Annotated in this window: 25 protein-coding genes, 1 tRNA gene and 1 pseudogene; 10 read left to right on the forward strand and 17 right to left on the reverse strand. The window is 42.1% G+C overall.

The annotated features are described in order from the left end of the window. The first annotated feature begins 215 nt into the window (after positions 1-215). Positions 216-1211, forward strand: coding sequence for an RNA 3'-terminal phosphate cyclase (locus tag FIB07_08045; protein NJD52802.1), 996 nt, complete (start codon positions 216-218; stop codon positions 1209-1211). On the opposite strand, the gene FIB07_08050 is transcribed toward FIB07_08045, so the two are convergent. Genes FIB07_08050 through FIB07_08060 form a run of 3 tightly spaced genes read right to left on the reverse strand, consistent with a single transcriptional unit; the run spans position 1208 to position 3403 of the window. Then, complete coding sequence (locus tag FIB07_08050) at positions 1208-1828, reverse strand: RNA 2'-phosphotransferase (protein ID NJD52803.1); 621 nt, start codon at positions 1826-1828, stop codon at positions 1208-1210. The two genes, FIB07_08045 and FIB07_08050, sit on opposite strands and share 4 nt — an antisense overlap. Positions 1829-1888: 60 nt before the next feature. After that, positions 1889-2338 carry a UPF0179 family protein gene (locus FIB07_08055; protein NJD52804.1) on the reverse strand — a complete coding sequence of 150 codons (450 nt, stop codon included), beginning with the start codon at positions 2336-2338 and terminating at the stop codon, positions 1889-1891. Between the two features lie 27 nt (positions 2339-2365). After that, on the reverse strand, positions 2366-3403 hold the full coding sequence (locus FIB07_08060) for an NAD(P)-dependent glycerol-1-phosphate dehydrogenase (GenBank protein NJD52805.1): 1038 nt from the start codon (positions 3401-3403) through the stop codon (positions 2366-2368). Between the two features lie 47 nt (positions 3404-3450). On the opposite strand from FIB07_08060, the gene FIB07_08065 reads away from it, so the two are divergent. Beyond that, on the forward strand, positions 3451-4311 hold the full coding sequence (locus FIB07_08065; GenBank protein NJD52806.1) for a DUF63 family protein: 861 nt from the start codon (positions 3451-3453) through the stop codon (positions 4309-4311). A gap of 1 nt (position 4312) precedes the next feature. After that, a complete protein-coding gene (locus FIB07_08070) occupies positions 4313-4903 on the forward strand; it encodes a stage II sporulation protein M (GenBank protein ID NJD52807.1) in 591 nt (196 codons plus the stop codon). A 247-nt stretch (positions 4904-5150) separates the two neighbouring features. On the opposite strand, the gene FIB07_08075 is transcribed toward FIB07_08070, so the two are convergent. The 5 genes from FIB07_08075 to FIB07_08095 form a co-directional block, all read right to left on the reverse strand. Then, a tRNA-Asp gene (locus FIB07_08075) sits at positions 5151-5223 on the reverse strand. 72 nt (positions 5224-5295) lie between these two features. Further along, entirely contained in the window at positions 5296-6354 is a 1059-nt protein-coding gene (locus tag FIB07_08080) for a nitrate ABC transporter ATP-binding protein (GenBank protein NJD52808.1), read from the reverse strand. 7 nt (positions 6355-6361) lie between these two features. Next, complete coding sequence (locus FIB07_08085) at positions 6362-8134, reverse strand: HAMP domain-containing protein (GenBank protein NJD52809.1); 1773 nt, start codon at positions 8132-8134, stop codon at positions 6362-6364. A gap of 54 nt (positions 8135-8188) precedes the next feature. Beyond that, positions 8189-8698 (reverse strand): response regulator, encoded by a 510-nt coding sequence (locus FIB07_08090; GenBank protein ID NJD52810.1) that lies wholly within the window; start codon positions 8696-8698, stop codon positions 8189-8191. Beyond that, positions 8695-9000 (reverse strand): MarR family transcriptional regulator, encoded by a 306-nt coding sequence (locus FIB07_08095; GenBank protein NJD52811.1) that lies wholly within the window; start codon positions 8998-9000, stop codon positions 8695-8697. Before FIB07_08095 ends, FIB07_08090 begins: the two co-directional genes overlap by 4 nt. 427 nt (positions 9001-9427) lie before the next feature. Here FIB07_08095 and uvrC point away from each other — a divergent pair, with 427 nt between their 5' ends. After that, entirely contained in the window at positions 9428-11194 is a 1767-nt protein-coding gene (gene uvrC, locus FIB07_08100) for an excinuclease ABC subunit UvrC (GenBank protein ID NJD52812.1), read from the forward strand. Between the two features lie 456 nt (positions 11195-11650). On the opposite strand, the gene FIB07_08105 is transcribed toward uvrC, so the two are convergent. Further along, complete coding sequence (locus FIB07_08105) at positions 11651-12388, reverse strand: ArsR family transcriptional regulator (protein NJD52813.1); 738 nt, start codon at positions 12386-12388, stop codon at positions 11651-11653. A 113-nt stretch (positions 12389-12501) separates the two neighbouring features. Here FIB07_08105 and FIB07_08110 point away from each other — a divergent pair, with 113 nt between their 5' ends. Beyond that, positions 12502-13548: a methyltransferase domain-containing protein gene (locus FIB07_08110; protein ID NJD52814.1), complete on the forward strand. Its 1047-nt coding sequence runs from the start codon at positions 12502-12504 to the stop codon at positions 13546-13548. Positions 13549-13583: 35 nt separating this feature from the next. Here FIB07_08110 and tatC read toward each other — a convergent pair whose 3' ends face one another. Continuing rightward, positions 13584-14471: a twin-arginine translocase subunit TatC gene (gene tatC, locus FIB07_08115; protein NJD52815.1), complete on the reverse strand. Its 888-nt coding sequence runs from the start codon at positions 14469-14471 to the stop codon at positions 13584-13586. On the opposite strand from tatC, the gene thiL reads away from it, so the two are divergent. The 5 genes from thiL (at position 14392) to FIB07_08140 (ending at position 19481) form a co-directional block, all read left to right on the forward strand. Further along, positions 14392-15348: a thiamine-phosphate kinase gene (gene thiL, locus FIB07_08120; protein NJD52816.1), complete on the forward strand. Its 957-nt coding sequence runs from the start codon at positions 14392-14394 to the stop codon at positions 15346-15348. The genes tatC and thiL overlap by 80 nt on opposite strands. A gap of 99 nt (positions 15349-15447) precedes the next feature. After that, a complete protein-coding gene (locus FIB07_08125; protein ID NJD52817.1) occupies positions 15448-16293 on the forward strand; it encodes a sulfide/dihydroorotate dehydrogenase-like FAD/NAD-binding protein in 846 nt (281 codons plus the stop codon). Beyond that, entirely contained in the window at positions 16287-17654 is a 1368-nt protein-coding gene (gene gltA, locus FIB07_08130; GenBank protein NJD52818.1) for an NADPH-dependent glutamate synthase, read from the forward strand. Before FIB07_08125 ends, gltA begins: the two co-directional genes overlap by 7 nt. After that, a complete protein-coding gene (locus FIB07_08135) occupies positions 17651-19012 on the forward strand; it encodes an asparagine synthetase B (protein NJD52819.1) in 1362 nt (453 codons plus the stop codon). Before gltA ends, FIB07_08135 begins: the two co-directional genes overlap by 4 nt. Next, positions 18942-19481 (forward strand): hypothetical protein, encoded by a 540-nt coding sequence (locus tag FIB07_08140; protein NJD52820.1) that lies wholly within the window; start codon positions 18942-18944, stop codon positions 19479-19481. Before FIB07_08135 ends, FIB07_08140 begins: the two co-directional genes overlap by 71 nt. A gap of 1339 nt (positions 19482-20820) precedes the next feature. Here the strand turns inward: FIB07_08140 and FIB07_08145 are convergent. From FIB07_08145 to FIB07_08175, 7 genes and pseudogenes are all read right to left on the reverse strand, one after another. Then, a pseudogene (locus tag FIB07_08145) lies at positions 20821-20919 on the reverse strand (DUF2497 domain-containing protein). Positions 20920-21932: 1013 nt separating this feature from the next. Further along, entirely contained in the window at positions 21933-22841 is a 909-nt protein-coding gene (locus tag FIB07_08150) for an ATP-dependent protease (GenBank protein NJD52821.1), read from the reverse strand. Between the two features lie 80 nt (positions 22842-22921). Beyond that, complete coding sequence (locus tag FIB07_08155) at positions 22922-23506, reverse strand: rubrerythrin family protein (GenBank protein NJD52822.1); 585 nt, start codon at positions 23504-23506, stop codon at positions 22922-22924. A gap of 92 nt (positions 23507-23598) precedes the next feature. Continuing rightward, positions 23599-24249 carry an aminodeoxychorismate/anthranilate synthase component II gene (locus FIB07_08160; protein ID NJD52823.1) on the reverse strand — a complete coding sequence of 217 codons (651 nt, stop codon included), beginning with the start codon at positions 24247-24249 and terminating at the stop codon, positions 23599-23601. Beyond that, positions 24246-24485 carry a hypothetical protein gene (locus FIB07_08165; protein NJD52824.1) on the reverse strand — a complete coding sequence of 80 codons (240 nt, stop codon included), beginning with the start codon at positions 24483-24485 and terminating at the stop codon, positions 24246-24248. Before FIB07_08165 ends, FIB07_08160 begins: the two co-directional genes overlap by 4 nt. After that, positions 24482-26005, reverse strand: a complete 1524-nt coding sequence (gene trpE, locus FIB07_08170) for an anthranilate synthase component I (GenBank protein ID NJD52825.1) — start codon at positions 26003-26005, stop codon at positions 24482-24484. The genes FIB07_08165 and trpE overlap by 4 nt, the downstream gene beginning before the upstream one ends. Next, positions 26002-26649 carry a phosphoribosylanthranilate isomerase gene (locus FIB07_08175; GenBank protein NJD52826.1) on the reverse strand — a complete coding sequence of 216 codons (648 nt, stop codon included), beginning with the start codon at positions 26647-26649 and terminating at the stop codon, positions 26002-26004. The genes trpE and FIB07_08175 overlap by 4 nt, the downstream gene beginning before the upstream one ends. Between the last annotated feature and the right edge of the window lie 8 nt (positions 26650-26657).

Consider the following 26657-nt stretch of genomic DNA (forward strand, 5'->3'; position numbering starts at 1 on the left):
CCCCCACTCCCCAACCTGCTCGTCATTCTTGTTATGTTTTTTAGCAAAAATAGAAATCATAATAAATTTTAAGTATATCTTATGCATATAAGGAATTGACGAGCGGGTAACATTTTTTTACTAACCCCCACTCCCCAACCTGCTCGTCATTCTTGTTATGTTTTTTAGCAAACCTCAATACAAACTTCAATATTATCTCCGGACAATAGCTATTCATGAAACTTGACGGATCGTATGGTGAAGGGGGCGGCCAGATATTACGAACAGCTGTTGCGCTTTCTGCTGTTACGGGAAAGCATGTCGAAATAGAAAATATACGGAAGGGAAGGCTAAAACCCGGGCTTTCTGCACAGCATGTTAAGGCAGTGGAAGAGCTGGCCAGGATATGCGATGCACAGGTTTCAGGGTGCAGCCTCCAATCGACAAGGATCAGTTTCACACCCGGAAAGATAAATAGTGGAAATTATGACGTTGATATCGGTACAGCTGGCAGCATATCGCTTTTTCTCCAGTGCCTTATGCCTGCACTTATGCATGCGGAAGGTGAAATAAGGATAAAGGTTAAAGGTGGAACTGATGTCCGGTGGTCCCCTTCTATCGATTATATGAGATTTGTAACACTTGCTGCCCTGGGAAAGATGGGATATAAATGTGAGATCAGTTTGACCAAAAGAGGTTATTATCCAAGGGGAGGAGGCTGTGTCTATGCCAATATCAATCCATCCAGCCTCAGGATTACAAATTTTGATACGAACAAGTGTTCTGTTATAGAAGGGATATCCCATTCATCCGGTCTTCCCTCCCACGTGGCACAAAGGCAGGCGGTTAGTGCTGAAAAACTTCTGCATGAGCAGGGCTACAAATCAAACATATCTGTAGAAGTTAACGATCATCCTTCAACAGGAAGCGGCATCACCCTGTGGTGCGGCACTACTGGCAGCTCTGCCCTCGGAAAACCGGGTCTGAAAGCAGAAAAGGTTGGCGCCATTGCAGCCGGGGCGCTGGTCAATGAATTGGGACCGGGTGCGGGTGTTGATGAGTACCTTGCAGACCAGTTGATTCCCTATATTGCGCTGGCCAGAGGCGGTTCTTTAACCACGCGCATAATTACTATGCACACAAAGACCAATATCTGGGTGACAGAGCAGTTCCTGCCTGTGAAATTCAAAATAGAAGAAATGAAAACGGGATTATTCAAAGTCCGGATTTAATCCTGCATCATACGCAGATACCGGGGCGGGATCTCATCAGCAAGCACAATATTCTCAGTAGCAGAAAGCATGGTGACTCCTTCTTCCTGTGCCAATTGTGCATTTACAACGAGCAAAACCGGGTCTTCCGTATGGATCTTTGCTACTTCTCTTGCTTTTTCAGCGGTTGTACTGAGATGAATATATCTCTGCCTCATTGGCCTTATTCCTTTTTCAAGCAGTATATCCACCTCTTCCCTGCTTGCGCCGTAGTACAATTCAGGAAGGAGATTTTCATCATAATCAAGGTCAACATCCACGGAATGACCATATCGCGCCCTGATCTTTGTTCCTTTTATTTCATACCTTCCTTTCTCATCAGATTCGATTATCGAAAAAAGCTTTTCCTTGTTTGCCCATTTATACCGCGTTACCATGGCATCCACAAGTACATCAACACCTACCCAGCCGTGCTGGTTCATTGCAAGCCCCAGGTCATCCGGAAAATGCCGCAGCGCACCTGAGATGAAACGGCCAAGACGTTCGGTCTGTTCATCATTAAGCATGAGCGTACCTGCTTCACCGCATACGCAAGTTTCGCCTCTGAAGAATCCATGATTCTGGCATTTCTTAATCATTTATAGTGTGTATAGAATCACTTTGTTATATATTTTGCCAAACAATGGTTATTTTTCATCTTATCTTCTGACCTCTACAATCTTCATTGAATAACCTTTCCTGCATGATTCTAAGATATCACTTTCAACGTCAGTAATTACAAATTTTTCACCGGCCTGTAGTCCGGATGGCCTGCAAATGAGATAATTTTCGCAATCCTGGTAATTGCACGGAGGCTGCTCAAAAACTATCTTTGAACCTTTTATCGCTTTTCTTGATTCAATTGCCATCCTGATAGGAGCTTCTATTACTTCCACTGCAGATACACCGGAATCATGCACGAAACACTCAAGCTTTGACGGATTCCGGATGTTCACGATTTTATATTTGCTTCCAGGATTAAGGCTCAGGCAGGTTTTATTGAGTTTACACGGTTGGCATTCTTTTGCTGCATTTTTAAAAACAAATTCATTCCCTACTTTTGCAAGCCTTGTTCCTATCAATGTTATTATTGTATCCGATTCTTCCATAAAATTTCACCTGATTTATATTAATTATTATTGCTGAATTACTTTTGTAATTTTTGCAGCCTTTTCTGCTGCTTCCCGGGTTAATCCTGTGCCAAGTATTGTGTATCTCTCAGGACGGATATTATGGGCATGAAGGAGTGCTTTTATAATATACTCTTCCTCTATCCCTAATTCGGAAGCATTTGTGGGTGCTCCGATTGTCTTAAGAGATGTCCTGATCTCCTGCCAGTTCCCGCCGTGAAGGTACATCATTATAATAGTTCCAACCCCGCACTGTTCGCCATGAAGTGCGGGTTTTGGAACAAGTTCATCAAGCGCATGGCTGAACTTATGTTCAGAACCGCTTGCGGGACGCGAAGAGCCGGCTATACTCATAGCCACACCACTTGCCACAAGCGCTTTCATTACAGTCCATGCTGATTCTTCAAGACCGGGTCTTATCAGTTCCGCTGATTCAATAAGTATTTTTGCCGTAAGTTTTGATATGATGGATGCATATTCACTGAATGATTCGTCCCGAAGCCTGTGGGCGAGCTCCCAATCACGTACTGCCGTATAGTTGGAAATGATATCGGCACATCCCGATGCAAGTAATCGGTAAGGAGCCCGGGCGATAATAGACGTATCCGCAATGACCGCAAGAGGGGTTTGTGCTGATTCGGAAACGGTTTTGTTATCCCGGATTATAGATGCTCTCGATGAGACGATGCCATCATGGGATGCCGCAGTCGGAACACTGACAAAAGGGATATCAAGATGCATGGAAGCAAGCTTGGCAATGTCTATGGATTTTCCCCCGCCAACGCCCAATAAAAAAGAAGCTTTGACCTCGCCGGCAAGTCGTTCTACTTTTTGTACCTCAACAAGCGTGGGTTTTTCGATTATTGTTGTATCGACATTAAACCCTGAATCTTCAAGTGAGACTGCAACTGTTTTTCCTGCTGTATTGCGCGTTGTGGCTCCGGTAACTATCAGCGCGCTCCCATTAAGCTTAAGGTCTTTACAAACCTTACCTGTGTCATTGATCACACCATGACCTACAACCACATTCCTGGGCAGCTGCATCCATTTATTCTTATAACTTTCTTTTGTTTCTTTCATAAGGATTCAATATGAGTATAATAGATAGCGTCTGGCATTATATAGATAAGTATTACTTAAGCGGCATAATCAACGATACTTCTTATAATCCTGTGGATACGCTCACTTATGCAATCGTGCTTGGTATAAGCCTTTTTTGGGTCTTAAAGTTATTGGAAAAACTTAGCGTGAAGGTCGACAGCCGGTTCATGATCTCAGTAACGCCCTATATTATTGCAGGTTGCGCTCTTCGCGTGCTGGAAGATTCAAAAGTATTCACTCCCCCATTGAAGTATCTCTTTGTAACGCCTATAATCTATTTTTTCATGTTCGCGGTGACTGTAAGCATCCTTGCGATCGCAATCTACCTTGAGCGAAAAGGAAAAATCAGGGATTACCATACGTTTTTCGGATATACGGGTGCAGTATGGGCATTTTTAAATATCAGCGCGCTGCTGGCAGTCGGCAGAATTGAGAATCCGTACCCTGCTGCTGTTATATTTATATTAGCCATATCATTGACAGGAATTGTATATTTCATATCCCGCCAGCTCAATTTCACGCTTCTTACGGATAAAGTCAATATATCGATCCTGTTTACCCATCTTCTTGATGCGTCATCAACATTTATTGGCATGGACTGGCTCAATTATTATGAAAAGCATGTTGCTCCAACATTTTTTATTGATATCGCGAGCAATTTTACAGATCATCCTGCCCTGGTTATGTTCCCGCTTAAATTGCTGGTGTTCATACCAGTTTTATATATGCTTGATAACAAATTAGAAGATGAAAAAGAAAAAAAGCTTATTGGTATTATGAAACTTGCAATATTGGTTCTCGGACTTTCACCTGCTGTCCGGAACACGCTCAGGATCCTTATGGGGGTATAAAATGAAAATAGAAACAGAATTAAAGTATATCAGATCTTCATGGAAATTTGTATTAATAGTCACCGGTGTCTTCATATTTTCACTAATTGCAGGATCGCTGGTATCTTTGAAGAACCTCGGATTGCCGGAAAATTACCTTGAAATTTTAAAGAATTCTTTTGGCTGGATAAAATCTTTTTCTCCAATCGAAATAATGCTTATTATTTTCCTGAACAATGCAGTAAAGAGCCTGCTCTCGATGGTTCTTGGCACAGGTTTAGGGATTATCCCTATAATTTTCATAGGTGGAAATGGGATTATAGTAGGTTTGATCGTAAATGAAGTATTAAAGGAAGAGGGGATTGTTTATGTACTTGCTGCGCTCCTGCCCCACGGTATTATAGAAGTTCCCATGGTATTGATCAGTGCCGGCCTGGGGCTTCGCCTTGGATATTCTATGTATATTTCCATGAGAGGAGAAAAGAAAGACATGAGATATGAGTTAACTGAGAGTTTACATGTATTCATGAAAATAATCATGCCTCTTTTGTTCGTTGCTGCAATGATCGAGACTTTTGTGACACCGTTAGTTGTTTTAATGGTCTTGCCTTAATCCTGTCCGAAGTCGCTGGAAGTGAAAAAAATAAGCTCGATAAAGGTTTTAGACCAGGTGTAAATGATGCATGGGTTAAACCGGGATTGTTGGACGAAAGTAATAAGACTTTAAGCCTACCCTTCTCAGCTTATGGTCAACAATTATATGCTGAAGCACCTTTTAAATATTGGTGAAGCTATCCCATACGAAGATTCCAGCCAGGTCAAATTACCCTGGCTGGATAAGACTTCATACTTACCTTTGACGTCCGGGCCGGGATTTGAACCCGGGTCGGAGACTCGACAGGCCTCCATGATAGGCCGCTACACTATCCGGACTTTGGGGGGATTTCCCTTTATGGTTTAGATGCATTTAAGCCTTTTGATAAGTAAATCTAAAATGGGATAATATCATTGCGTCTTTATCTCATACCCATCAAACATCTTTCTCATAATAGTATCCTGGCATGTGCCAAATCCCGGCGTTGCGATCTTTTGGCCGTCCAGGTCATCAATCGAATTAATATCAGAATCCGCCCTGACGACAAGGGAAGTCCCTCCTGAATTCACACCACTTACAATATGTATCCGCCCATTGTCATTTATTTTATATCTTAAAAGCACGGAGGTTCCCACTACTGCAGCATCAACTTCCCTGTGATTTAATGCTTCTGTTACTGCCCTGCCGCTCCTGTAACCCGTTAATTGCAGATTCTTCCCTGTAATAAGACCGACCTTCTCAAAATAACCTCGTTTCTGAGCTACATATATTGCAAAGTAATGTGAATTTCCTTCTATATATCCAAACCTGAGGCTCCCATTAACACGGGGCGGAATCCAGTTTGGGTCTTCATCCAGTTTTTTTCTTACTTCATCATAATATTTATTAATATATAATTTAGAGAGAAAATCATCAACATCTCTATATCCCAGAGAAGTTATATTGTTCTTTAAGACATCGGCTTTACTCATAATGTCAATGGCTTTTTTTGTTTCGTTAAGATCGGGATATTCTATATAAACAGTATTATTGATGACTGCTGATGTCATATTTTCATTAATTCCTGAGAATTCCTGCCCATATTCCAGGACTATTTCCCGGTTTATCGGATTATTAATGAATCTTGTTCCTTTAACTTCTGCCCAGACCAGGGCTTTTATCATATCTTCATCCTTCAGGTCTTCTGATATAGCCAGCACGCATGATGGGTGGTTCTCCCAGATATCCCTGGAATTTACAAGATACCTGCCATAACCCTCGGAAACTGCTCTTGAAGGGTTTGGCTCCCATGAAATAAAACCCGCAATGGAATTATTCACAAGCGCCTTTGACATCTCATCTGCTGTCATCGACACAACAAAAATTGATTTTTGGTTATTGTGTATGGCAGTTTTTCCGGATATTCCATAGAGAATGAATCCTGAGGCTACTACCAATACGATCGCACCTAATACAATATAATTCTTCATATCATTATCAACCTTTCTTTAATTTGAAACTGAAAGTACTGCCCTTCCCGGGTTCACTTTCTACATGAATTACGCTTCCATGAGCCCTGATAATTCCGCTTGATATAGAAAGCCCGAGTCCACATCCGCCCGTTTTTCTCCTTGAAGAACTGTCAACCTGATAAAACTTATCAAATACCTTTCCAATTTTTTCTTTCTCAATCCCGATACCTGTGTCTTTCATACTGACTTCTATCCCGTCAGCATCTTCTTTTGCGCTAAGGGTAATACTTCCACCATCCGGAGTAAATTTTAATGCGTTCTCAAACAAATTATTCACCACAATTATAAGCTTTTCCATATCAGCCATAACAGGGGAAAGATTATCCGGAACGTCCATGATTATGGATATATTTTTTTTAAGGGCAACCTGTTTTATGTTCTCAAACGATGCATCTGCTACATTCCTTATCCCGATAATATCCAGCTTGAGTTCTGTCTTGCCTGCTTCGATCTTTGACAGGTCAAGAATATCATTTATGAGCCTGGTCTGGCGGTCAATATTTCTCAGGATTATCTGAAGTATCTCTTTCCGGTCAGCAGGAGCGATATTTGCATCAGATTCGAGATACTCAGCTGAGATCTTCATGGACGAAAGAGGTGTTTTCAACTCATGGGAAACAAGAGAAATAAAATCAGATTTCAGTTCATCTAATTTTTTCAATTCTTGATTTGCGGCGATCAGTTCTTTATTCTTTATTTCAAGATCTTTATTTGCTACATCAATTTTTACTTCAAGCTTTTTCCTTATATCCAGGAGTTCACTTGCGGTCGAATTAAATATCTCAGTGAGTCTTCCTATCTCATTCATGGAAGTGATTGGTATTGACTTGAAATTTCCGTGAAGCAATCCAAGAGCACCATCTTCAAGAGATTTGACGGGTCTCGTGATGTTGTTGGAAACAACTAAAGCAAGAAGGATCACCCCCATTACTGCCAGAATTGAGATGCCGACCATCTCCTGCCCCAGTATAAGTGTGCCTGCATAGGCTTCATCAATATTCTTTTCTGTAATGAGTCCCCATCTGTAAAGGGGAAGCCAGTAATAGGAACCAAGCACATCTTCTCCTTTATAATTTACATATTCCTTGATACCGTTTTTTTCATATGTGACTTCCCTGACTGCGAAATTATTATTTATGTTATTAAGCAGGATAAGCGACTGGTTCTTGTGGAATATTATGTCTCCTTTCTGGTTGACAATAAATACCTCGCCTGATTTCCCGATATCGATCTGTTCTATTATCCTGTACAGGTTCTCAAGGCTTATTCGTGCTGCAAAGACTCCTGCTATTTCCTCATTCTTACGTATGGGATTGGTTATTATTATTTCAGGGGCATCCGTAGTATTGAATTTATAAACATTCGATACAGACATTTTTCCCTTTGAAGCCTCGATAAAATAAGTTTCTGTTCTTTCATTTCCTGTCCGATAAATATTAGAGAAGATTATATTCCCATCCAGGTCAAGTGTATAGAACTCCCTGTATACACCCCTGTGTTCACGTTCAAAAGTGTCCAGGAACTCTTTGAAGTTTTCTTTTTCAGTTGTTAAGATGACCCTGGACTGGGATATAACACGAATATCATCTTTTCTTGCATCCATCCAGTTGTCGATCACATTTCCGGTATTTTCGGTTGCTCCAAGCAGGTTGGACATCACCGATTGGCGGATAGCTGACTTACTGTATTCATAGGATATATAAACGACCGCGGATAAAGGTATTACTGATATGATCAAAAAAAAGATAATCAGTTCTGACCGTAATCTCACATATCCCTCGCAATCTCATTTTTAATTTTTTGCCCTTCGAAGAACACTTTTTATGCGGGCTTTCAATTCATTAAGGTTGAAAGGTTTTGTCACATAATCATCTGCGCCAATATCCAGACCTTTAACTTTATCCCTGACTGCATCTTTCGCAGTAAGTATAATAACCGGGATATTTTTTGTCATGGGATCTTTTTTTAATTTTTCGCACACTTCATAGCCATCCATTTCAGGCATCATGAGGTCAAGAAGTATAATGTCGGGAATTTCGGCTTTGGCTTTAATGAGCGCTTCTTTGCCATCACCTGCTCCAATGACAATGTAATCCTCGGTTTCAAGAGATCTCTTTAAAGGTAGAAGTGTATCGATCTCATCGTCAACTAACAGGATTTTTGCTCTTTTATCTGAAAAACTTTCTATCCTTTGTGCCACTTCATCTTCAGGAATTCCAAGTATTATGGAAATCTCGGAATTAGATATTTTCTCATTTTTCTTTATTAATTCAATTATTTTATTATCTATATCCCCATTCATTGTTTTTCACCACCATTCATCAGGTTTTTCAGATCATCATTGATCTTTAGCAGGTATTTAGTCAGTTCGCTATCCATATTCAGCCTGAAAACCCGGATCTGTTTTCCAAGCGGTTTTTCTGTAATTAAATTCAGTTCAAGGAGCGGCTCTATAACTCTTGATACAGTGGAATGGGAAAGGCCCGTAACTGCAGCGATCCCTGACAGGTATGTGTCATTATCCTTATTATCAAGCAAATGTTCAAGGACTACCAGCTGAGCTGTTTTGCCAAAGATTTTTTCAAGAAAATTGGGATTTTGCATAAATAAGATTAAGATTACCCTATTGTTATATAATAATATCCTTTTTTTAGCATCCCTATATATCAAAGTTTAATCCGTAGCTAATACTTAAATGAATCACTATATTTTCAAAAACTTGAATTTGAATATGAAGGGCTTAACCGTAAATGTTATATACTATATAATATATGTATAGACTTGTCGATGAATAGTCCAGAATGAAATTGGGTGGCTATCGACGGGTTGGGGAGTGGAGGTTTGAAAATGCCCAAATTAAAAAGATTACGGGATTCATTAAATCTGCTAATTAACAATGAGCAGGTAACTTTTTATTTATTCAGATTAATTGTATCTTGAATAAGAAAATCAACCACAGAGGACACAGAGTTCACAGAGATGAGTTTTTTTCTTCTCTGTGTCCTCTGTGCTCTCTGTGGTTTTTACAGATATGACAAAAAATATTAACGATGTAAAGAAACTCCCTGTTTCCCCTGGTGTGTATATCATGAAAGACAGGGAAAACAAGGTGATCTATGTCGGAAAAGCAAATTCGCTTCGAGGCAGGGTAAGTCACTATTTCAGGGAGCAGGAATCACCCAAAAACTGCCTCCTCATGAAAAATTTTTGGGATCTGGAATATATTACAACCGGAAACGAGATAGAGGCACTGGTTCTTGAATCAAATCTAATTAAAGAACACAGGCCACGCTATAACGTAAAACTCAGGGATGATAAAAATTATCCTTTTATCAAGATAACCAATGAGAAATTTCCGCGCATATGCGTTTCCAGGAGGCGGGAAAGGGATGGGGCGCAATATTTCGGGCCTTATCCGGGATCCAGGGCGGTGAGGGAAGTGATAAAAATGGCTTCAGGTCTTGGTATCAGGAGATGCAAGAAGAAATTACCCTGTCCCCCGTGTCTTAATTATCATATTAAACAATGTGCTGCCCCCTGTCTTGGTAATATCACGAAAGAGGAGTATCTTGAAATAATAAATAATGTCACAACTTTCCTTAAAGGAAAACAAAACCAGCTGATCCTGTCACTCAATATGGAAATGGAAAGGCTTTCGCAAATTCAGGATTATGAAAAGGCTGCCCGGGTACGGGACCAGATCAATGCCTTACTTGAGCTTTCCGAAAAGCAGCGGGTGAATCTTCCCGGCAGGAAAGAACAGGACATTATTGCATATGCTGTTATTGGAAGTTCTGGCAGCGCACAGGTATTCCATGTAAGTGGGGGGATACTCAAAGGGAGGGAGACTTTTTCACTTGACACTGCTGGATCAGAAGAAAAAGAGATCCTTCCAAGCATTATTAAACAATATTACCAGGATGTGGAACCGCCTGAAGAAATAATAACCCAGGATGAAATTATAGATGAGACAATATCCCTGTGGCTTTCAGGAAAAGGTTCAAAGGTCAAGACGCCAAAAAATAAAGTTGAGAAAGGATTGATGGATCTTGCCGCGGAAAATGCCGGAATGCTACTTAAACAGGAAATACTTTCACACAGCCAGGGGGCAAATGAGGCACTTTCAGGCCTTAAGGATGCATTATTACTTCCCATTATTCCTTCATTAATAGAAGCCTTTGATATTTCAAACATCAGCGGAACGAATGCAACAGGCTCTCTCGTTTCATTTGAAAACGGGGTGCCGGATAAAAAGAATTACCGCAGGTTCAGGATAAAGACAATTGAAGGTGCGGATGATTATGCCATGATCGGGGAAGTTGTGGGAAGAGCATATTCGAGGCGAAAAGAGGAAGGAAAGCGGATGCCTGACCTGGTCCTGATAGATGGGGGAAAAGGGCAGTTAAATTCTGCTCTTGATGCTATTTCAAGAATTGGGCTGAAATTGAATATTGCATCCCTGGCAAAGGAATTTGAATATATTTTTACTCCGTATAAGGAATCCCCGGTTATCTTGCCTCGTGATTCGCCGGGACTTAAGTTGCTGCAAAGTATCAGGGATGAAGCCCACAGGTTCGCGCTTTCGTATCACAGGAAACTGCGTGGTAAAAAACTCAGCGAGTCTTTGCTTGACAGGATACCAGGAATTGGTATCAGGAAGAAGCAGGCGCTTTTGAAGTACTTCGGGTCAGTCGGTGAATTAAGGAGAGCGGATATTTCTGAAATTGGAAAAGTCCCGGGCTTAAAGGGAAAAGATGCGGAAAATATTCTGAAGTTTTTACAATCGGGGGATTTGTAGTCACTAAGCTCTAAATAACCCGGCGTATGAATTATTATCACGAATAATCGTGATAAGTTTTAAATAGAATGAATAATCATTATATACTGGTGATTAAAATGGAGACTTTAATACAACCAGACCTTGTAATGAAGAGAAAGATATGCGAGAATTGCGGTGAAGGTACTTTTGAATTTTGTGAAGATACGAGGTTGGGCGCATATATCTGCACGGAATGCTCAGTACCGGGATAAGATTTCTATCGTCAGGTTTAATAGATATTCCTGCAATAAATGCTGTGGAGGTATTCTATGGGATGCCAGCACTTTAAAAATACACGTTGCATGCTTGACCCGAAGTTTCATAAACCATCACAGACCGAGATTACCAGCTTCTGTGAAACTGAAAACTATTCCGACTGTCCGGTTGTCAATAAATTCAGCGGTCTTGAATGCATGTCTTGCAGTTAAATGATTATTAAACTTCTACTTTTTCAATGACGAATTTGCAATTATCATGCCCGGTACCATAACATTCTATTTCTTTTACCCTGAATTCCGATTTTAATTTACTGGATAAGACCCCTTCAATGATCCCCTCATCCATGGAACACAATGTTTTTCCCACATCTGGCATTTTGCCGCAATTATAACAACCAGTAACCGAAATTCCTGTCTGGTCGCCTTTTAATAAGTTCATTTTCCCCAATTCATGTTCCGCCCAGAAAACAGATAGTTCTTCAAGTATGCCTCCAAAACTACGGGATTTCAATCCAGGACCGATTCTTTCGCCGATATTGTTCCCAAGCGTTTTTAAAATAGGTGTCGGGTCTATCCCGTACGCTTCCATTCCATATCGAAGTGTGTAAAAAAGTTTTTCTTTAAATGAATTCCCGTTCGATGCTGAAATGCAATCCATTTGTATTTTATAATGGTTATTCACTGGTGTCTGTGAATACGCAAGATATATAGAATTTAAAACAAAAAATTTTTTCCGTTTATCATTCGGGAATGTTTGTTCCCGGATAAGATCTAATTCTTTTAAATCGTCGAGGTGTACCGAAATCGTGGATTTTGCCTTCGTAGATTTTTCCACAAGTTCATCAAATGATGCAGTCCCGTTTTCAAGGATTTCCAGGATCTTTAATTTTACCGGACTGTCCAGCGCTATCATACCATGATCGGTATATAAAATTGCTGTAGTCCTGTTCTCCATAGGGTCTAAATTGTTTTAGTAATATAAATACTGTTCGTTTATGTACGAAATTATATTTTTGGATAATGTAAAACTGATTTTCTACATTGTTACAAAAACGAGATAACATAAATATGAAACTACGGACATTATGGCATGTTATGACACGTGATAAACACACTATTAAATTCACAAAACCCATTTATTCGAATTCAGAAGGTTTGCAGCTTTCAACGCCCGAAATAGTCGCAAAATATATCGCACGAAGGCTAAAGACAGATATAATCGCAGACCTGGGTTGCGGGATCGGGGGACAGGTTATTTTTTTTGCAAAAGAGTGCAGGAAAGTCTATGCAGTTGAAAGAAATCCTGAAAAGCTTGAGTATGCAAAACAAAATTGCAGGTTATATGGTATTGATAACGTTGAATTCATACTTGGCGATGCGTTATCTCCTGAAACAAAAGAAAAAGTATCTGATGCTAATATCATTTTTTCCGATCCTGCAAGGCCCCTTACAGAGAAAGAAAGGACTCTTGAGAATCTTGAGCCACCAATTCCTGAAATATTAAAAATATATTCTGATGTCACACCCGACCTGGCATTCCATGTGCCGCCCCGGATTTCACCTTCGCGAATCGTTCTTGATTGCGAGCGGGAATACCTTTCGTTGAACGGGCAATTGAACAGGCTGACATTATATCTGGGCTCGCTGAAATCCTGTGATAGAAGTGCAGTTGCGCTACCAGGGGGTGAAAGGCTGGGTTCTTCCGATGCTCCCCGGATCGGGAAAAGTACGGTTTGCAATTATGTTTATGAACCTGAGCCTTCTGTTGTTAAAGCAAAGCTGCTGAATGAATTAGCCGGGATCCTGGCAAAAGAAAAGAAAGATGTATATTTCTATAAAGGTGATGAGCGGCGTACACTTTTGACTTCATCAAAGCTTATTGGCTCCGGTTTTTTTAAGGATAGTTACCGGTTTTTGGCCAGTGCAGGAAAAGATATGTCAAAATTAAAAGACATATTAAAATCCCTGGAAGCAAAAAATGTTGTCCTACGATTTGATATTGATCCTGAAAACTACTGGGGGATAAGGACCGGGCTTGAGGAAGGATTGGCCGGGACAAGGACGCTTCATGTATTCGGATTCGGGAATGAGCTGGTTGTGTGCGAAAAAATATGAGCATCAGACAATTCGGAGAGTGGATATTATATAGATCAAAAATATCTGGCAATTACCAGACTGAATTCAAACAACATTACAAGAACTAACGCCACTATCAGTTCTGAAATAGCTGTGGGGTCAGGAGTTATAAAAAATGCAAATGCAATAAGAGCCCCGTAAATAAATTTACGTTTTCCCTTAATGAAATCACGCTTCAATAGACCCATCTTGATTGCAGATACCAGGAGTAAAGGAAACTGGAATACGAGTCCGAATCCAAGTATCAGTGTAATTATCGTGTCAATTGTTTTTATGACTGAAACCTGCGGGTCTGCAACATCATTTGAATAAAATATCGTATATTTGAACAGGATGGGCAATACAACAAAATAAGCAAGAATTGCCCCAAACAAGAACAGTATAAATGAAAATGGTACGATCTTGATGAAAAACATTTTTTCATTTTTATAAAGTCCTTTTGCAGTAAACATGAATCCCTCATAAACAAGAAGTGGTATCCCTATAAAAAGCGCTGCAACCAGAGAGAGTTTGAATCGTGTAAGTATCAATTCCATCGGGGAATATACCGTCATTGGAACCGGGATTGCATTGTTCCATATGAGTTTTAAGAGTATTCCGGAATAAATGAAAACAACAGCAGTAATCAGAGTGATCGGGATAACCACTACCAGCATCCTTGAACGCAGTTCCTTGATGTGTTCCTCAAGAGGCAGTTCCTGATCGCCGGGTACAGAATTCATCATGATGTATTGATTCTTTTTCTTAATAAAGTTGAGGAGACATATGCAAATGATGCAATTGATAGAAAAGTTATAACGTATATAAACCAGATTATCACCAATGAAAATCCGTGAACTCAACGAGCGTATCTTAATTGAACGTATTGCGCGGTTACTTACAAAACCCGGGAAAAATATCATCGCTGGCGCAGGAGATGATGATTGCGCGGTTCTTGACACAGGAGGAGACGATTACCTTCTTGTAACAACTGATATGCTTCATAGAAAGACGGATTTTCCGCAGCAGATGTCAGGCTGGCAGATAGGATGGATGTCGGTGGCTGTAAACCTGAGCGATCTTGCTTCAAAGGGAGCCAGACCACTTGGCGTTTTAATGGCAATTGGTGTTCCTCCCGATACAGAGCTTGATTTTTTTGATGATATCATAAAAGGTATGGATACTTGCGCGCGAAGTTCCGGGACACAGGTCATAGGGGGTGATATGGATTCACACGAGGAACTAACGATGACAGGAACTGCGCTTGGACTTGTAAATAAGGATTTACTTATAAGGAGAAGCGGGGCAAATCCCGGTGACATTGTATGCGTAACAGGAAATCCTGGTACAGCAGGAGCTGCATTGATTTTATTGAAGAAAAATATTAGTGTAGACCGGAAGATACTAAAAGCCCTCTTTGAACCGATACCAAGAATAAATGAAGGAATGGCACTTGCAAGAACACGCGCAGTAACATCGATGATGGATATAAGCGACGGGCTTGCGTTATCACTTCACGATCTTGCAAAAGCAAGTGGTGTGGGATTTAAAATATATGAAGATAAGCTTCCGGTTCTCATGAATGTAAAAAAACTATTAGAAGACGATGAATTATTTGAGGCCATTGTTTATACTGGCGGGGATTTTGAGTTATTGTTCACAGTTGCGCCTGATAAGATCGATGAAGCCAGGAATGGCTGTTCATTTACCATAATAGGGAAGGTCATAGAAGAAGGCATTTTCATTAAAAGACCGAATGGGATTGAAGCGCTTAAGGGGCGCGGGTTTGAACACTTCTGATATAAACAAGCATTTTACCTGGATTTTCTTTCTCATTTTCAGAAACGGATAATTTTTATATTCCAAACCCACTTAGTGACTTCCTATAGAGATGAAAAAATGCCATTTAAGATCTTAAAGAAACAGGAACTTGTTCCTACGATCCATTTGATGGATATAAGCGCCACACGTATTGCCAGGAAAGCACAACCCGGACAGTTCATCATGCTGAGAATTGATGAAACCGGCGAAAGGATACCTCTTACGATCGCTGATTTTGACCGGGAAAAAGGAACTATTACGATGATCTTCCAGGCAGTGGGGAAAACGACAACACAATTGTCAACACTAAAAGAAGGAAATGACCTTCTGGATTTCATAGGGCCACTTGGGAACCCGGCCCATATTGAAAATGAAGGAACAGTAATTCTCGTGGGAGGAGGCGTGGGAGTCGCGCCTGTTTTTCCGCAGGCCAGGGCTTTTAAGGAAGCCGGGAATAAAGTAATCTCCATCATCGGCGCACGAAGCGCAAATCTCCTGTTATGGGAAGATAAAATGAGAGAGTTCAGCGATGAACTATATATTACAACGGATGATGGTTCAAAAGGTCACCATGGTTTTGTGACAGATATTGTTAAAAAAATACTCGAAAACGGAACAAAAGTAGATAGGGTGATCGCCATAGGTCCGCCGGTAATGATGCGGGCTGTAGCAGGTGTTACAAAGCCATTTAATGTTAAGACCATAGTCAGTCTTAATTCCATAATGGTGGATGGGACAGGTATGTGCGGCGCCTGCAGGGTGCTTGTCGGCAATGAGACAAAATTTGCCTGTGTGGATGGCCCTGAGTTTGATGCGCATCTTGTGGATTTTACGTTACTCATGAACAGGCTTGCTATTTACCAGCCCGAGGAAAAGCTTGCATTTGAGAAATATAAATGTGAGAGGGAGGGATGTAAATGTTAGATCGCCAGAAAATGCCGGAACAGGACCCGAAGGTACGCCGCTCTAATTTCAACGAAGTTGCACTGGGTTTTACCAGGGAGCAGGCAATAGAAGAAGCAAAAAGATGTCTCCAGTGCAAAAAACCAAAATGCATCGAAGGCTGTCCCGTTGAAGTCAGGATCCCGGATTTTGTCAGGTATGTGTCAATAGGTGATTTTGACAGCGCGATAAAAGAGATTAAGAGCGTAAACGCACTTCCTGCGATCTGCGGGCGTGTATGCCCCCAGGAAAGCCAGTGTGAAGCATTATGTATTCTTGGCAAGAAGGGAGGACCGGTCTCTATAGGAAGGCTTGAACGCTTTGTCGCGGATTATGAGAGTAAATTGGAAGCGGAAATACCCAAAAAGCCAGGGCCAACAGGGAAGAAAGTCGCGGTCGTTGGTTCTGGACCTGCGGGGCTAACAGCAGCCGCAGACCTTGCAAGAGTTGGCCATTCGGTTACGATCTTTGAGGCGCTTCACGCGGCAGGGGGTGTTCTCACGTACGGGATCCCGGAATTCCGTCTTCCGAAAGATATCGTTCTTGCCGAGGTGGAGTATGTTAAAAAACTCGGAGTTACGCTTCATCTTGATTCTGTGATCGGGAAAATCGATACTGTCGATGAATTACTATCCGGTTTCGATGCAGTGTTCCTCGGAACCGGCGCAGGATTACCCATGTTTCTTAATATTGATGGAGAGAACTTAAATGGCGTATATTCAGCCAACGAATTCCTGACGCGTGTAAATCTTATGAAATCCTACAAATTCCCGGATTACGATACACCGATCAAGAAAGGCAAACGTGTGGTCGTTGTGGGCGGCGGCAACGTGGCAATGGATTCAGCAAGATGCGCCCTGCGGCTCGGGGCTTCGGAGGTCACGATCGTTTACAGGCGGGGAGAAGAAGAAATGCCGGCGCGGGCTGAGGAGATAGAGCATGCAAAAGAAGAAGGTGTCAAATTCAGGCTCCTCACAAATCCCGTAAGGCTCAATGGCGATGCCAAAAACTGGGTCACTGATATTGAATGCATCAATATGTACCTGTGTGAGCCTGATGAGTCGGGAAGATGCAAACCAATGCCTCTTGCAGGGTCGGAACATAAAATCGAGGCGGATGTTGTGATAATCGCTATCGGAACTTCTCCGAATCCTCTTGTGCCGCGCACCACGAAAGGGCTTGAGATGTCAAAACACGGGACGATCATCGCGAAAGAAAACGGCGCAACCACAAAAAAAGGAGTTTTCGCAGGAGGCGACGCGGTCACGGGCTCAGCGACCGTGATAAGCGCTATGGGCGCAGGGAAGATTGCGGCAAGGGCGATTGATGAGTATCTGAAATGATTATGTGCGGAATTGCGGGCGCTTCAGGAAAAGATGCGCAAAATGCAGTCCGGAAAATGCTTGAGGTGATAAGGCACAGGGGACCCGATGACAGTGGGATATTTTCGCAAGGGGATATTTCTATTGGTAATGTTCTCCTTAAAATAACGGGAGTGAAAAAGCAACCCATCTCAAATGGGGGTGCGATCACATATAACGGCGAAATATACAACTTCAGGGAAATTGCAAAAGCCCTTGATCTTAAAACCGATTCTGATAGCGAGACTCTTTTTGAGCTTATCAAATCCAGGGGTGTAAAAGCCGCAGTTGGCGAATCAGATGGCGATTATGCCTTTGCGTATATCGAAAATGGAAAAATATCCCTTGTACGTGATCCTGCCGGTGTAAAACCACTTTATTATTCTACTGGTAGCGGATTTGCTTTTGCATCCGAGAAAAAAGCATTATCTGCAATAGGTGAATCTGAAATTAAAACTCTTAAGCCGGGTCACATGCTGACTTTTTGCGTCGGGAATATAATTGAAAAAAAAGTATCCGGTTTTTCCCATGATAAAATATTGGCCGAAGAATTTGCCGCGAAAGATTTGCTTTTTGAGGCGATTGAACAATCTGTGAAGAAAAGACAGTTTGTGCCATGCGCAATCGCATTTTCCGGCGGCCTTGACAGTGCGCTCCTTGCTGCGCTATTCAGGGATGCAAAGTTATATTCAGTTGGCATGGCTGGATCGCATGATATTGGCCAGACAAAAAAAGCTGCCCGACTCCTCGGACTTTCGGATAATCTGCATCTTCATGAACTTACCATTGATGAAATAGAGATTGCCACTCCTGATGTGATCCGGGCGATCGAATCGTGCGATCCGATGAAAGTAAGTATCGCTTTACCTTTATTTTTTGCATCAAGAGATGCTCGCCGTGATGGAATTCGTGTCATGCTTTCAGGCCAGGGCGCTGATGAATTATTTGCGGGATATAAGCGGTATGAGTCTATGAAACCGCCGGAACTTGGGATTGCACTAAATAAAGATTTTGACAATATCGCAGAAAATAATCTTGAGCGTGATGATGCTGTGACTATGGCAAATTCAGTCGAACTCAGGGTACCCTACCTTGATAAGAACTTTGTGGAACTTGCTCTGCGGATCGCTCCTGAACTCAAAATACATAACGGGATACGCAAATATATTTTGAGGCTGGCGGCAAGCAAAATCTTACCGGATGAACTTGTATGGAAAGAGAAGAAGGCGGCGCAGTACAGTAGCGGGATTTATGCGGCGATGGAAAAAATTGCCAGGAAAAACGGGTATAGGGGAGAGAGAGCTTTGGGGAGATATCTGGAGAATTTGGAGCGAGTATAGCAAAAATGAATATCACACGTCAATGGTAATATTTTTATTACCCCTGCAAGAATTGAAATTTTTTGATAAAAAAACAGAAGCTATATATAGTAACAGGAAAGAAAATATTAATGGGAGCATAGTAGATAAATTAAACTTAAAGGAGGTAATTATGGCTCTATTAGAAACTCTGGCATTTGTATTAGGAATAATCTACGGTTACGTGAGCCCTGGAAAGGAAAATCGTAGCACATTACTCTGGAAAGGATTAATAGGCGGTATACTACTTGCCATTATCCTCGTAGGAGTAGGATTATTTGTGGGAGGTACAACAATTACAATCATGACGCTTAGCGGCGTGGCTGTATTTATTGAAGTATTGCTCCTTACGATACTCTTTATCATAGGCACATGGATCGGGGACTGGATTGAAGGGAGAAGCAGAACCAAGGGCAGAGTAACTAAAGTATCGACTGAAAGGCATATATAAGGTTAACATGTATTTCTCTTTCAACAGGTAACATAAAAGCTGCCCTGGCAGGGCGGCTTTACTGCTTTTTTTTATAGATATAGTGGGAGTATTCTCAATCTTATTATCTGATCATTGCTTATTGTAACTTTTTGCTTTTGATTATTATCATGATCGTAATTTATTGGCATATATAGATATATATTATTGGATAACATTGTTTGTTACAGTACTGAGTGGGATTGGTGGCTTTACCTCCAAATTAATAAGAAAGATTTTTACCTCGCTACCTCTATTGCACCTGCTTATTATACAAAAAGTGATATGAAATAACAAAAACATCTTTCAACCGCAACCTTTAAATGTTGTGGTACAACATATTATATTTAAGAAAAAATGTAATATATCTTAGGAGTGGGATTTAAATGAGAATTAGATTAAGAGATGTACAACTATATGATAGACTAACTTATTGTATCGATACTGAACTAATAAAACCACTGGCTACAACAACAATTGTAATTATTTTCTTGCTGTTTGCAGGAGCCTTAACTGTATCTGCTGCGACGCTCCCCATCACAAGTAATGGTTCTCTGGGAGTTTTTAATCCTACGGAGAATGCAGTGTTCAATACCAGTGCTGGTACCTTTCAGATAGGATCCAATGTATCTACGGGCGGACGGACGGTAATTGTTAATTCCAACGATACTCCCGTAAATGTTACGGTTTTCGATTTCACAAGCATAAATATACCGGATGGAGTGACCGTAAGAGCTGTGGGAGATATACCTCTAATCCTGCTTGCGCAAAACAATGCTACTGTTAATGGAACGATCAACATATCAGGTGAACAAGGGGGAGATGCAGGATTGCTTGGTGGAGGAGGTGGAGGAGCTGGCGGCGGCGCAGTAGCTATATTCGCGGATAGCATAATCGTGGGCCAGACAGGTCAAATTCTTGCAAGGGGTGGCGATGGTGGTTTGTCTGTTGCTGGTGGTAATATTATTCAAGGGGGATCTGAGGGTCTTGGGGAAGCTGGTGGAGAATCTGGAGGTTCAGGCGGGAGTTCCATAGCTGGTGGAAACGGCGGAAAAGGCGGTAGGGGCAACATACATAGTGGAGGCGGTGGTGGTGGTGGAGGTGGCGGAGCTTACGCTGGTCCAGCAGGAGTCGGGGGGTTGGGTTGGCAGCCTGGAAATCCTGGAGATCCTGGTGTCGCTGGTAAGTGCGATGAAATAAAGAACGGAGGCGGAGGTGGAGATGGCGGCAATGGAAAGATAGGAAATGGAGGTATTGGGGGAGTCGGTGGAGAACCAGGGATAGGCCAGAGAAAATCAGGCCGATCAGGAACAGGGACCAGCGGTGGCGGTGGTGGCGGTGGCGGTAGCACACTTGGCAACAACGGTGGTGCTGGTGGAAATGGTGCTCGTTACGGTGGTGGCGGTGGTGGCGGTGGCGGAGCAGATTCTTGCAAAGATGGATCACCGCCGGGAACTGGTGGGAAAGCTGGTCCTGGTGGTGGTGGCGGAGTTTCATCAAAGCCAGGTGGTAATGGGATAATGATTAATTCGTCAAATAATCAAACGGGTGGCGCAGGTGGTGGTGGAATTATCAATCTCGGCGCTGCATCAGATTCAATACAGAACCTTGGTCTTCTATCAGTCAGCGGTGGCCTCGCTCCCGGCCAGCAGGGAGGCTCGGGAGTTGTTGCGATTTTCGGCATACTGAATAACTCTGGAACTATTAATGGCACAGAGAATGGCACTATATATAATTCATCAGGCCAAACAGTCGATCAATGGGCGATAGCCGGAGGTGGCGGAGGCGGCGGTGGCGGAGGAAATGGGTTAATAGTGGCAGCAAGACCTACGGAAATAACCGATAATATAACCGGAATTCTACTGGTAAACCAATCAACATCGAATATCTTAGCACAGGATTACATGAATTTCAACGCTAGTAACCCATACAATATAACTATCACACGACTTGAAGATGATCAGATCGTTTATACAACCAATGGTACATTAACAGGAGACACCAAACAAACCATATCCATCAATTGGACCCCAACTACAATGGGAGATTATCTCTTACGATCAGAGAGCAATACAACCGCGGGTATAGGGGTAGTGACAGTAATCAACCAGAAAATCATCTTCATCTCTGGGTACTGAATGCTTTGATAGCTCAAGGATTAGAAACTATGAAATAACAGAGGATTATACTCCTGTTTAACATAAAAGCCGCTCTGGCAGATTCGGACAGGGCGGCTTTACTGCTTTTTTATAGATATAGTGGAAGTATTCTCAATCTTACTTCTTCACCTATCCATTGAAATTCCGAAACCGTTACTTTTTCCTGCCACATAATCTGTAATTATATGATTTCCTGTGCATCAATAATTACAATAAGCACCAATCTCATCCATATCCGGATATATGGGCTGTCGCCAGAGGTGTCTGGTTACAATTATGCAGCATATTTCAGCACATCATCCAGATTATTAATGTACTCAACATTTATTCCAATATTTTTTTCAATATAGTCTTTTGCATCTATAGTTTCAGGCACCCTCTCTATAACAGTAATCCCATAATAATTTCTTGTCTTTTCAGTATATTGAATGAGCCTGCTGTTCTCCCTGGGGAGTAAGATTAAGTTTTTCCCGCTATCTTTTGAAGCTTTTGCTTTCTCGATTACTCCTCCTATCTCACCAACATGTCCGTCCTTGTCAATCGTGCCAGTCATAGTCATATCCTTTCGAAGCTCAAGGTTGTTGAGACTTCCTACAACAAGCAAAGTCATAAGCGCTCCAGCACTGGGTCCATCAACTGATGGAACTTCATATGTGGCATCGATACTAAAAATTATATCACTTCCGGAGAGATCTTTCGCTGTTTTTTTCTGGGCTACATAAGCCGCTGTGTTTGCTGCATCCTGGAACACTACACCCATAAGAGGTTTTGTATCGACAAGTATCCTTCCCCTTCCTGGTTTTATTTCCACTGAAATATTCATCATGGAACCAATCTCAGTGATTTGCTGCCTCACAAACGGGTAATCTTCGATGTACTCCACCTTCTGCATGACAGCAGGTGCCTCAAGTTTTGCGGCTCCGGATAAACCGGTTGGAGTGTTGTTAAGATTTTCTTCAAAACCTGCTATTTTTTCCCTATAAAGATCAAGTTGCGAAGCATAATTCTGTATGGTAAGATTATCTCTGTATATCTGTTTACTCATCTCGGAATTGGTTATTTCAAGTTGATTTATTTTATCTTTCATCTCAAGAAGATCTTTTGATGAAGGCTGATTCTGGATTAGATATATATTCATTAAAACCGATATTAAAAGTAACACTGCCAGAATCTTGCTTTTCATATCTAATGTATTAATGCATTTATTTGTAATTAATTCTTTTCTCTTCTTTTTTCGATTGCCGAGAAATGTTTGTTTTTCACTCACCAGTTCTGCGCAAGTACCTCATAATATGATTGCGCATGCTTGCATGCAGGGCATACTTCAGGAGCTTCTGTGCCTTCATGAATATAACCGCAGTTCCTGCAATGCCATTTTACAGTTTTATTTTTCTTAAAGACAGAACCTTCTTTTAGGTTATTTATCAGATGCCTGTATCGCATTTCATGGAACTGTTCCACTTCGGAAATCTCCGTAAAAGACTCAGCTACTTCCGGGAATCCTTCTTTTTCTGCGATCTTTGCAAATGCGGGATACAGGGTTCCCCATTCAAGCTTTTCCCCTTCTGCTGCTGCAAACAGGTTTTCCGCCGTGTTCCCGATAACTCCTGCGGGGTACATTGCAGTTATCTCCACGTCCCCGCCCCGGAGGTGCTTGAAGAAAACCTTGGCATGTTCTTTTTCATTGTCCGCAGTCTCAAGAAAAATCGCAGATATTTGTTCAAAACCTTCATTTCTCGCCGCGCTGGCAAAGTAGGTGTAACGGTTCCTTGCCTGGGATTCTCCTGCAAAAGCTGCAAGAAGGTTTTTTTCAGTCTGGCTTCCTTTAAAATTTTTGTATGATGTCATGTTTTTGACTTCCTGTCTTTTTTTGACTTCTTGTCTTTAGTATGTTTTTTTAACTTATAAGCTTATAAATATTGAATATACATCAAGGACAATCATATCCTGTGCCTCGCAGCAGCTCTTATTTTCCTGCAATCGTCTTCTATTTCATCAAGTGTTTTGCTATCTTTCAGAGCCCCAAAACTTTGTGACAGAAAATTCTCCACTATCTTCAATCCCTGCGGCGTAAGCACAGACTCAGGATGGAACTGCAACCCAAATATCGGTCTCTCCTTATGCTTGATTCCCATGATGATGCCGTCTTCCGTTCGTGCTGTAACCTCAAGCTCCTCTGGTAATCCTGTTATCGCCAGTGAGTGATACCTCCCACCAACAAGTGGAACGGACAATCCCTGGAATATTCCTTTTCCGTTATGATTGATGGGACTTGTTTTCCCATGCAGCGGCCCTGAAGGGGAATGACTCACCTCGCCGCCAAACGCCACTGCTATCGCCTGGTGGCCGAGGCATACGCCAAGGACAGGTACGGTTGATTCCCTGATAATATCAAGGCAATTCCCTATATCCCTGGGATTTGCAGGATGACCTGGACCTGGTGAGATCACAATAGCATCAGGGTTTATATCCCTGACTTCTTTCAGTGAAATTATGTTGGGAACGACAACGGTATCAGGCTCGAAAATGGAGACATAATCCACAAGATTCCAGACAAAAGAATCCTTGTTGTTTACAAATAATACTTTCATGTTCCTCCAATAACCGATTTTAGCCGCAGATGTACGCAGATAAACGCAGATGAATTACGATAGAACACGGATTGCGCGGATGACACGGATACGCATATATCCGTGACTATCCGTCCGATCCGTGTCATCCGTGTTCTTAGCTGCTTTACCTTTCCATACGATGCCGCCATGATTACTGATCTTTGCGTCCTTTGCGTTCTTTGCGGTGAATTATTATAACTTCTCGAAACTATCATGTTCCTCCAATCGCCTTTATCATCGCAGCCATCTTGCGCTCTGTCTCATTATACTCATATTCGGGGTCGGAATCTGCAACTATCCCTGCGCCTGCCTGCACTATTGCTTTCCTTCCATTTTTGATGATCGTCCTTATTACGATAGCAAAATCAGCATCCCCGTTCCATGAATAATAACCCACGCCTCCCCCGTATATCCCGCGGGCATCCTTTTCAAGGTCATGTATTATCTCCATCGCACGGATCTTTGGAGCGCCTGACAGCGTCCCTGCCGGGAATATGGCGCGTGTGGCATCGAACTGGTCGCATTCATCGCGAAGTTCCCCTGACACTGTGCTTTCGATATGCTGGACATGGGAATATTTGATAACAGACATGAAATCATCGACTTTCACGGTGCCACCTTTTGAAACCATCCGCACATCGTTTCGCCCCAGGTCAACAAGCATTACATGTTCAGCCCTCTCTTTCTCGCTGCCAAGCATTTCTTTAGCAAATTCTTCATCTTCTGCCCGGGTTTTGCCGCGAGGGCAGGTGCCTGCAATTGGGTTGATAATGACTTTTCTATTGTGGACAGACATTAAAGTCTCAGGGCTTGCGCCTATGATTGCAGTACCGTTAAACTCAAACAGGTACATATAAGGGCTCGGATTAACGCTTCGAAGGGATGTATATAATTCAAGCGGGGTCTGGTCAGTGATCACTTCATATTTTCGTGAAAGCACCACCTGGAAGATATCCCCGTCAATTATGTGTTGTTTTGCTTTCCTGACGATTTCTTCGTATTCGCTCTTTTCCATATTGCCATTGATCTCTAAAGGTTTATTTTTTTCAAGGGCAAAAGGCCGGGCAGCTTTGATCGTGGAAGCAAGTTCGTTCGCATCTTCAAGCGCCTGGTTGTAAATTTCTTTTGCATCACCCGCGCCAGGGATAAACGGTGTAATGACAATAAATGTCTCATTGGTAAGATGGTCAAATACAATGGTTTTTGTAGTAAGCGCAAACTGCGCATCAGGTGTGGGGCTTTTCCCTGGAGAGATATCCAGCCAGCAGTCATACACCATATCATAAGCGCAAAAACCGATTGCACCTCCAAGAAATGTTTGCCTGTCAAAACCCGCACCCTTGAATTTAACATCGGTTGCCGAAAAAGAAGCCCTGAGAGCATCCATTGTATCAAGATCGGCTTTAATCCTGCCTTTTTTTTCTTTGTAAGATTCACAAACTTTTGAAATCGAGGATTCTATTAATCCTATAAAATCGGTCTTGTGCGGGTAGTCAAGTGATACCATGCGATTCTTAACCGTAACTATGGCATCAGGCCTGGCACCCACAAATGAAAACCTGGCATGCTTTTTTTCTTTCTCGACTGATTCAAGAAGATACGCGCATTTTTTATCAAGCGAGGCATAAAGTTCAAGCGGTGAACAATCTGCATCCACCTTTGCTTTAAGTTGGATTATCGCTGGTCTATCTTCTGCAAGGCGGATGAATTCCGCTTCACCAATGTCAAATCTCATAGTCCCCTCGCGTTATTGATAAAATCGATCACTTTCATTTCATCTTTTCTTCCATCGGTCTCAACGCCTGATGCCGTATCGACCGCATGTGGCCGGACACATTGGACCGCAGCTTTTACATTCTGCGGATTCAGGCCGCCTGCCAATATCACAGGAAGACCGGCATTGAGAACGACTTTTGAACTTAATTCCCAGTTGTGCGTAACACCTGTTCCCCCGGTCTTCCCGTCAAGAACAGTATCAAGCAGCACGGCATCAGCTATTCCCGAAAGGTCTTTTACAAGATCAATCAGCATGTCTGCATCAGCATGTGCTGAAACGGAAATTGTTTTAATGAGTTTCACTCCTGTTTCTTTTATCTTCTCAAGTTCTTCAAGGGGGAGTGAATTATGGATCTGGACCGCGGTGGGCTTTGATGCATGGATCATATCGATGGCCTCATCCGCACTTCCTGGCATGATGACAAGCACGGAGGTCACAAAAAGCGGCACACGGGCTATTAATCCTGATGCTTCGGAAAGAGTGATCTTCCTTGGGGAGTCAACAGGCACTTCGGTAATAAATCCCACTGCGTCCGCACCTGCATTAATTGCTATGGCAAGGTCGCGTTCACTCTTTATACCGCAAATCTTTACTTTCATCATCCAGCCCT

This window comes from Candidatus Methanoperedens sp., from assembly GCA_012026795.1.
Lineage (GTDB): Archaea > Halobacteriota > Methanosarcinia > Methanosarcinales > Methanoperedenaceae > Methanoperedens.

Excerpts from the sequence above, each read along its gene's own strand:
- FIB07_08135 (NJD52819.1), top strand. The coding sequence starts at position 17,651 with ATGATTATGTGCGGAATTGCGGGCGCTTCAGGAAAAGATGCGCAAAAT.
- FIB07_08110 (NJD52814.1), top strand. The coding sequence starts at position 12,502 with ATGAAACTACGGACATTATGGCATGTTATGACACGTGATAAACACACT.
- FIB07_08175 (NJD52826.1), bottom strand. The coding sequence starts at position 26,649 with ATGATGAAAGTAAAGATTTGCGGTATAAAGAGTGAACGCGACCTTGCC.
- FIB07_08105 (NJD52813.1), bottom strand. The coding sequence starts at position 12,388 with ATGGAGAACAGGACTACAGCAATTTTATATACCGATCATGGTATGATA.
- FIB07_08065 (NJD52806.1), top strand. The coding sequence starts at position 3,451 with ATGAGTATAATAGATAGCGTCTGGCATTATATAGATAAGTATTACTTA.
- FIB07_08050 (NJD52803.1), bottom strand. The coding sequence starts at position 1,828 with ATGATTAAGAAATGCCAGAATCATGGATTCTTCAGAGGCGAAACTTGC.
- FIB07_08080 (NJD52808.1), bottom strand. The coding sequence starts at position 6,354 with ATGAAGAATTATATTGTATTAGGTGCGATCGTATTGGTAGTAGCCTCA.
- FIB07_08045 (NJD52802.1), top strand. The coding sequence starts at position 216 with ATGAAACTTGACGGATCGTATGGTGAAGGGGGCGGCCAGATATTACGA.
- uvrC (NJD52812.1), top strand. The coding sequence starts at position 9,428 with ATGACAAAAAATATTAACGATGTAAAGAAACTCCCTGTTTCCCCTGGT.
- FIB07_08155 (NJD52822.1), bottom strand. The coding sequence starts at position 23,506 with ATGACATCATACAAAAATTTTAAAGGAAGCCAGACTGAAAAAAACCTT.
- FIB07_08165 (NJD52824.1), bottom strand. The coding sequence starts at position 24,485 with ATGATAGTTTCGAGAAGTTATAATAATTCACCGCAAAGAACGCAAAGG.
- tatC (NJD52815.1), bottom strand. The coding sequence starts at position 14,471 with ATGATATTTTTCCCGGGTTTTGTAAGTAACCGCGCAATACGTTCAATT.
- FIB07_08090 (NJD52810.1), bottom strand. The coding sequence starts at position 8,698 with ATGAATGGGGATATAGATAATAAAATAATTGAATTAATAAAGAAAAAT.
- FIB07_08055 (NJD52804.1), bottom strand. The coding sequence starts at position 2,338 with ATGGAAGAATCGGATACAATAATAACATTGATAGGAACAAGGCTTGCA.
- thiL (NJD52816.1), top strand. The coding sequence starts at position 14,392 with ATGAAAATCCGTGAACTCAACGAGCGTATCTTAATTGAACGTATTGCG.
- FIB07_08125 (NJD52817.1), top strand. The coding sequence starts at position 15,448 with ATGCCATTTAAGATCTTAAAGAAACAGGAACTTGTTCCTACGATCCAT.
- FIB07_08095 (NJD52811.1), bottom strand. The coding sequence starts at position 9,000 with ATGCAAAATCCCAATTTTCTTGAAAAAATCTTTGGCAAAACAGCTCAG.
- gltA (NJD52818.1), top strand. The coding sequence starts at position 16,287 with ATGTTAGATCGCCAGAAAATGCCGGAACAGGACCCGAAGGTACGCCGC.
- FIB07_08150 (NJD52821.1), bottom strand. The coding sequence starts at position 22,841 with ATGAAAAGCAAGATTCTGGCAGTGTTACTTTTAATATCGGTTTTAATG.
- FIB07_08060 (NJD52805.1), bottom strand. The coding sequence starts at position 3,403 with ATGCAGCTGCCCAGGAATGTGGTTGTAGGTCATGGTGTGATCAATGAC.
- FIB07_08070 (NJD52807.1), top strand. The coding sequence starts at position 4,313 with ATGAAAATAGAAACAGAATTAAAGTATATCAGATCTTCATGGAAATTT.
- FIB07_08160 (NJD52823.1), bottom strand. The coding sequence starts at position 24,249 with ATGAAAGTATTATTTGTAAACAACAAGGATTCTTTTGTCTGGAATCTT.
- trpE (NJD52825.1), bottom strand. The coding sequence starts at position 26,005 with ATGAGATTTGACATTGGTGAAGCGGAATTCATCCGCCTTGCAGAAGAT.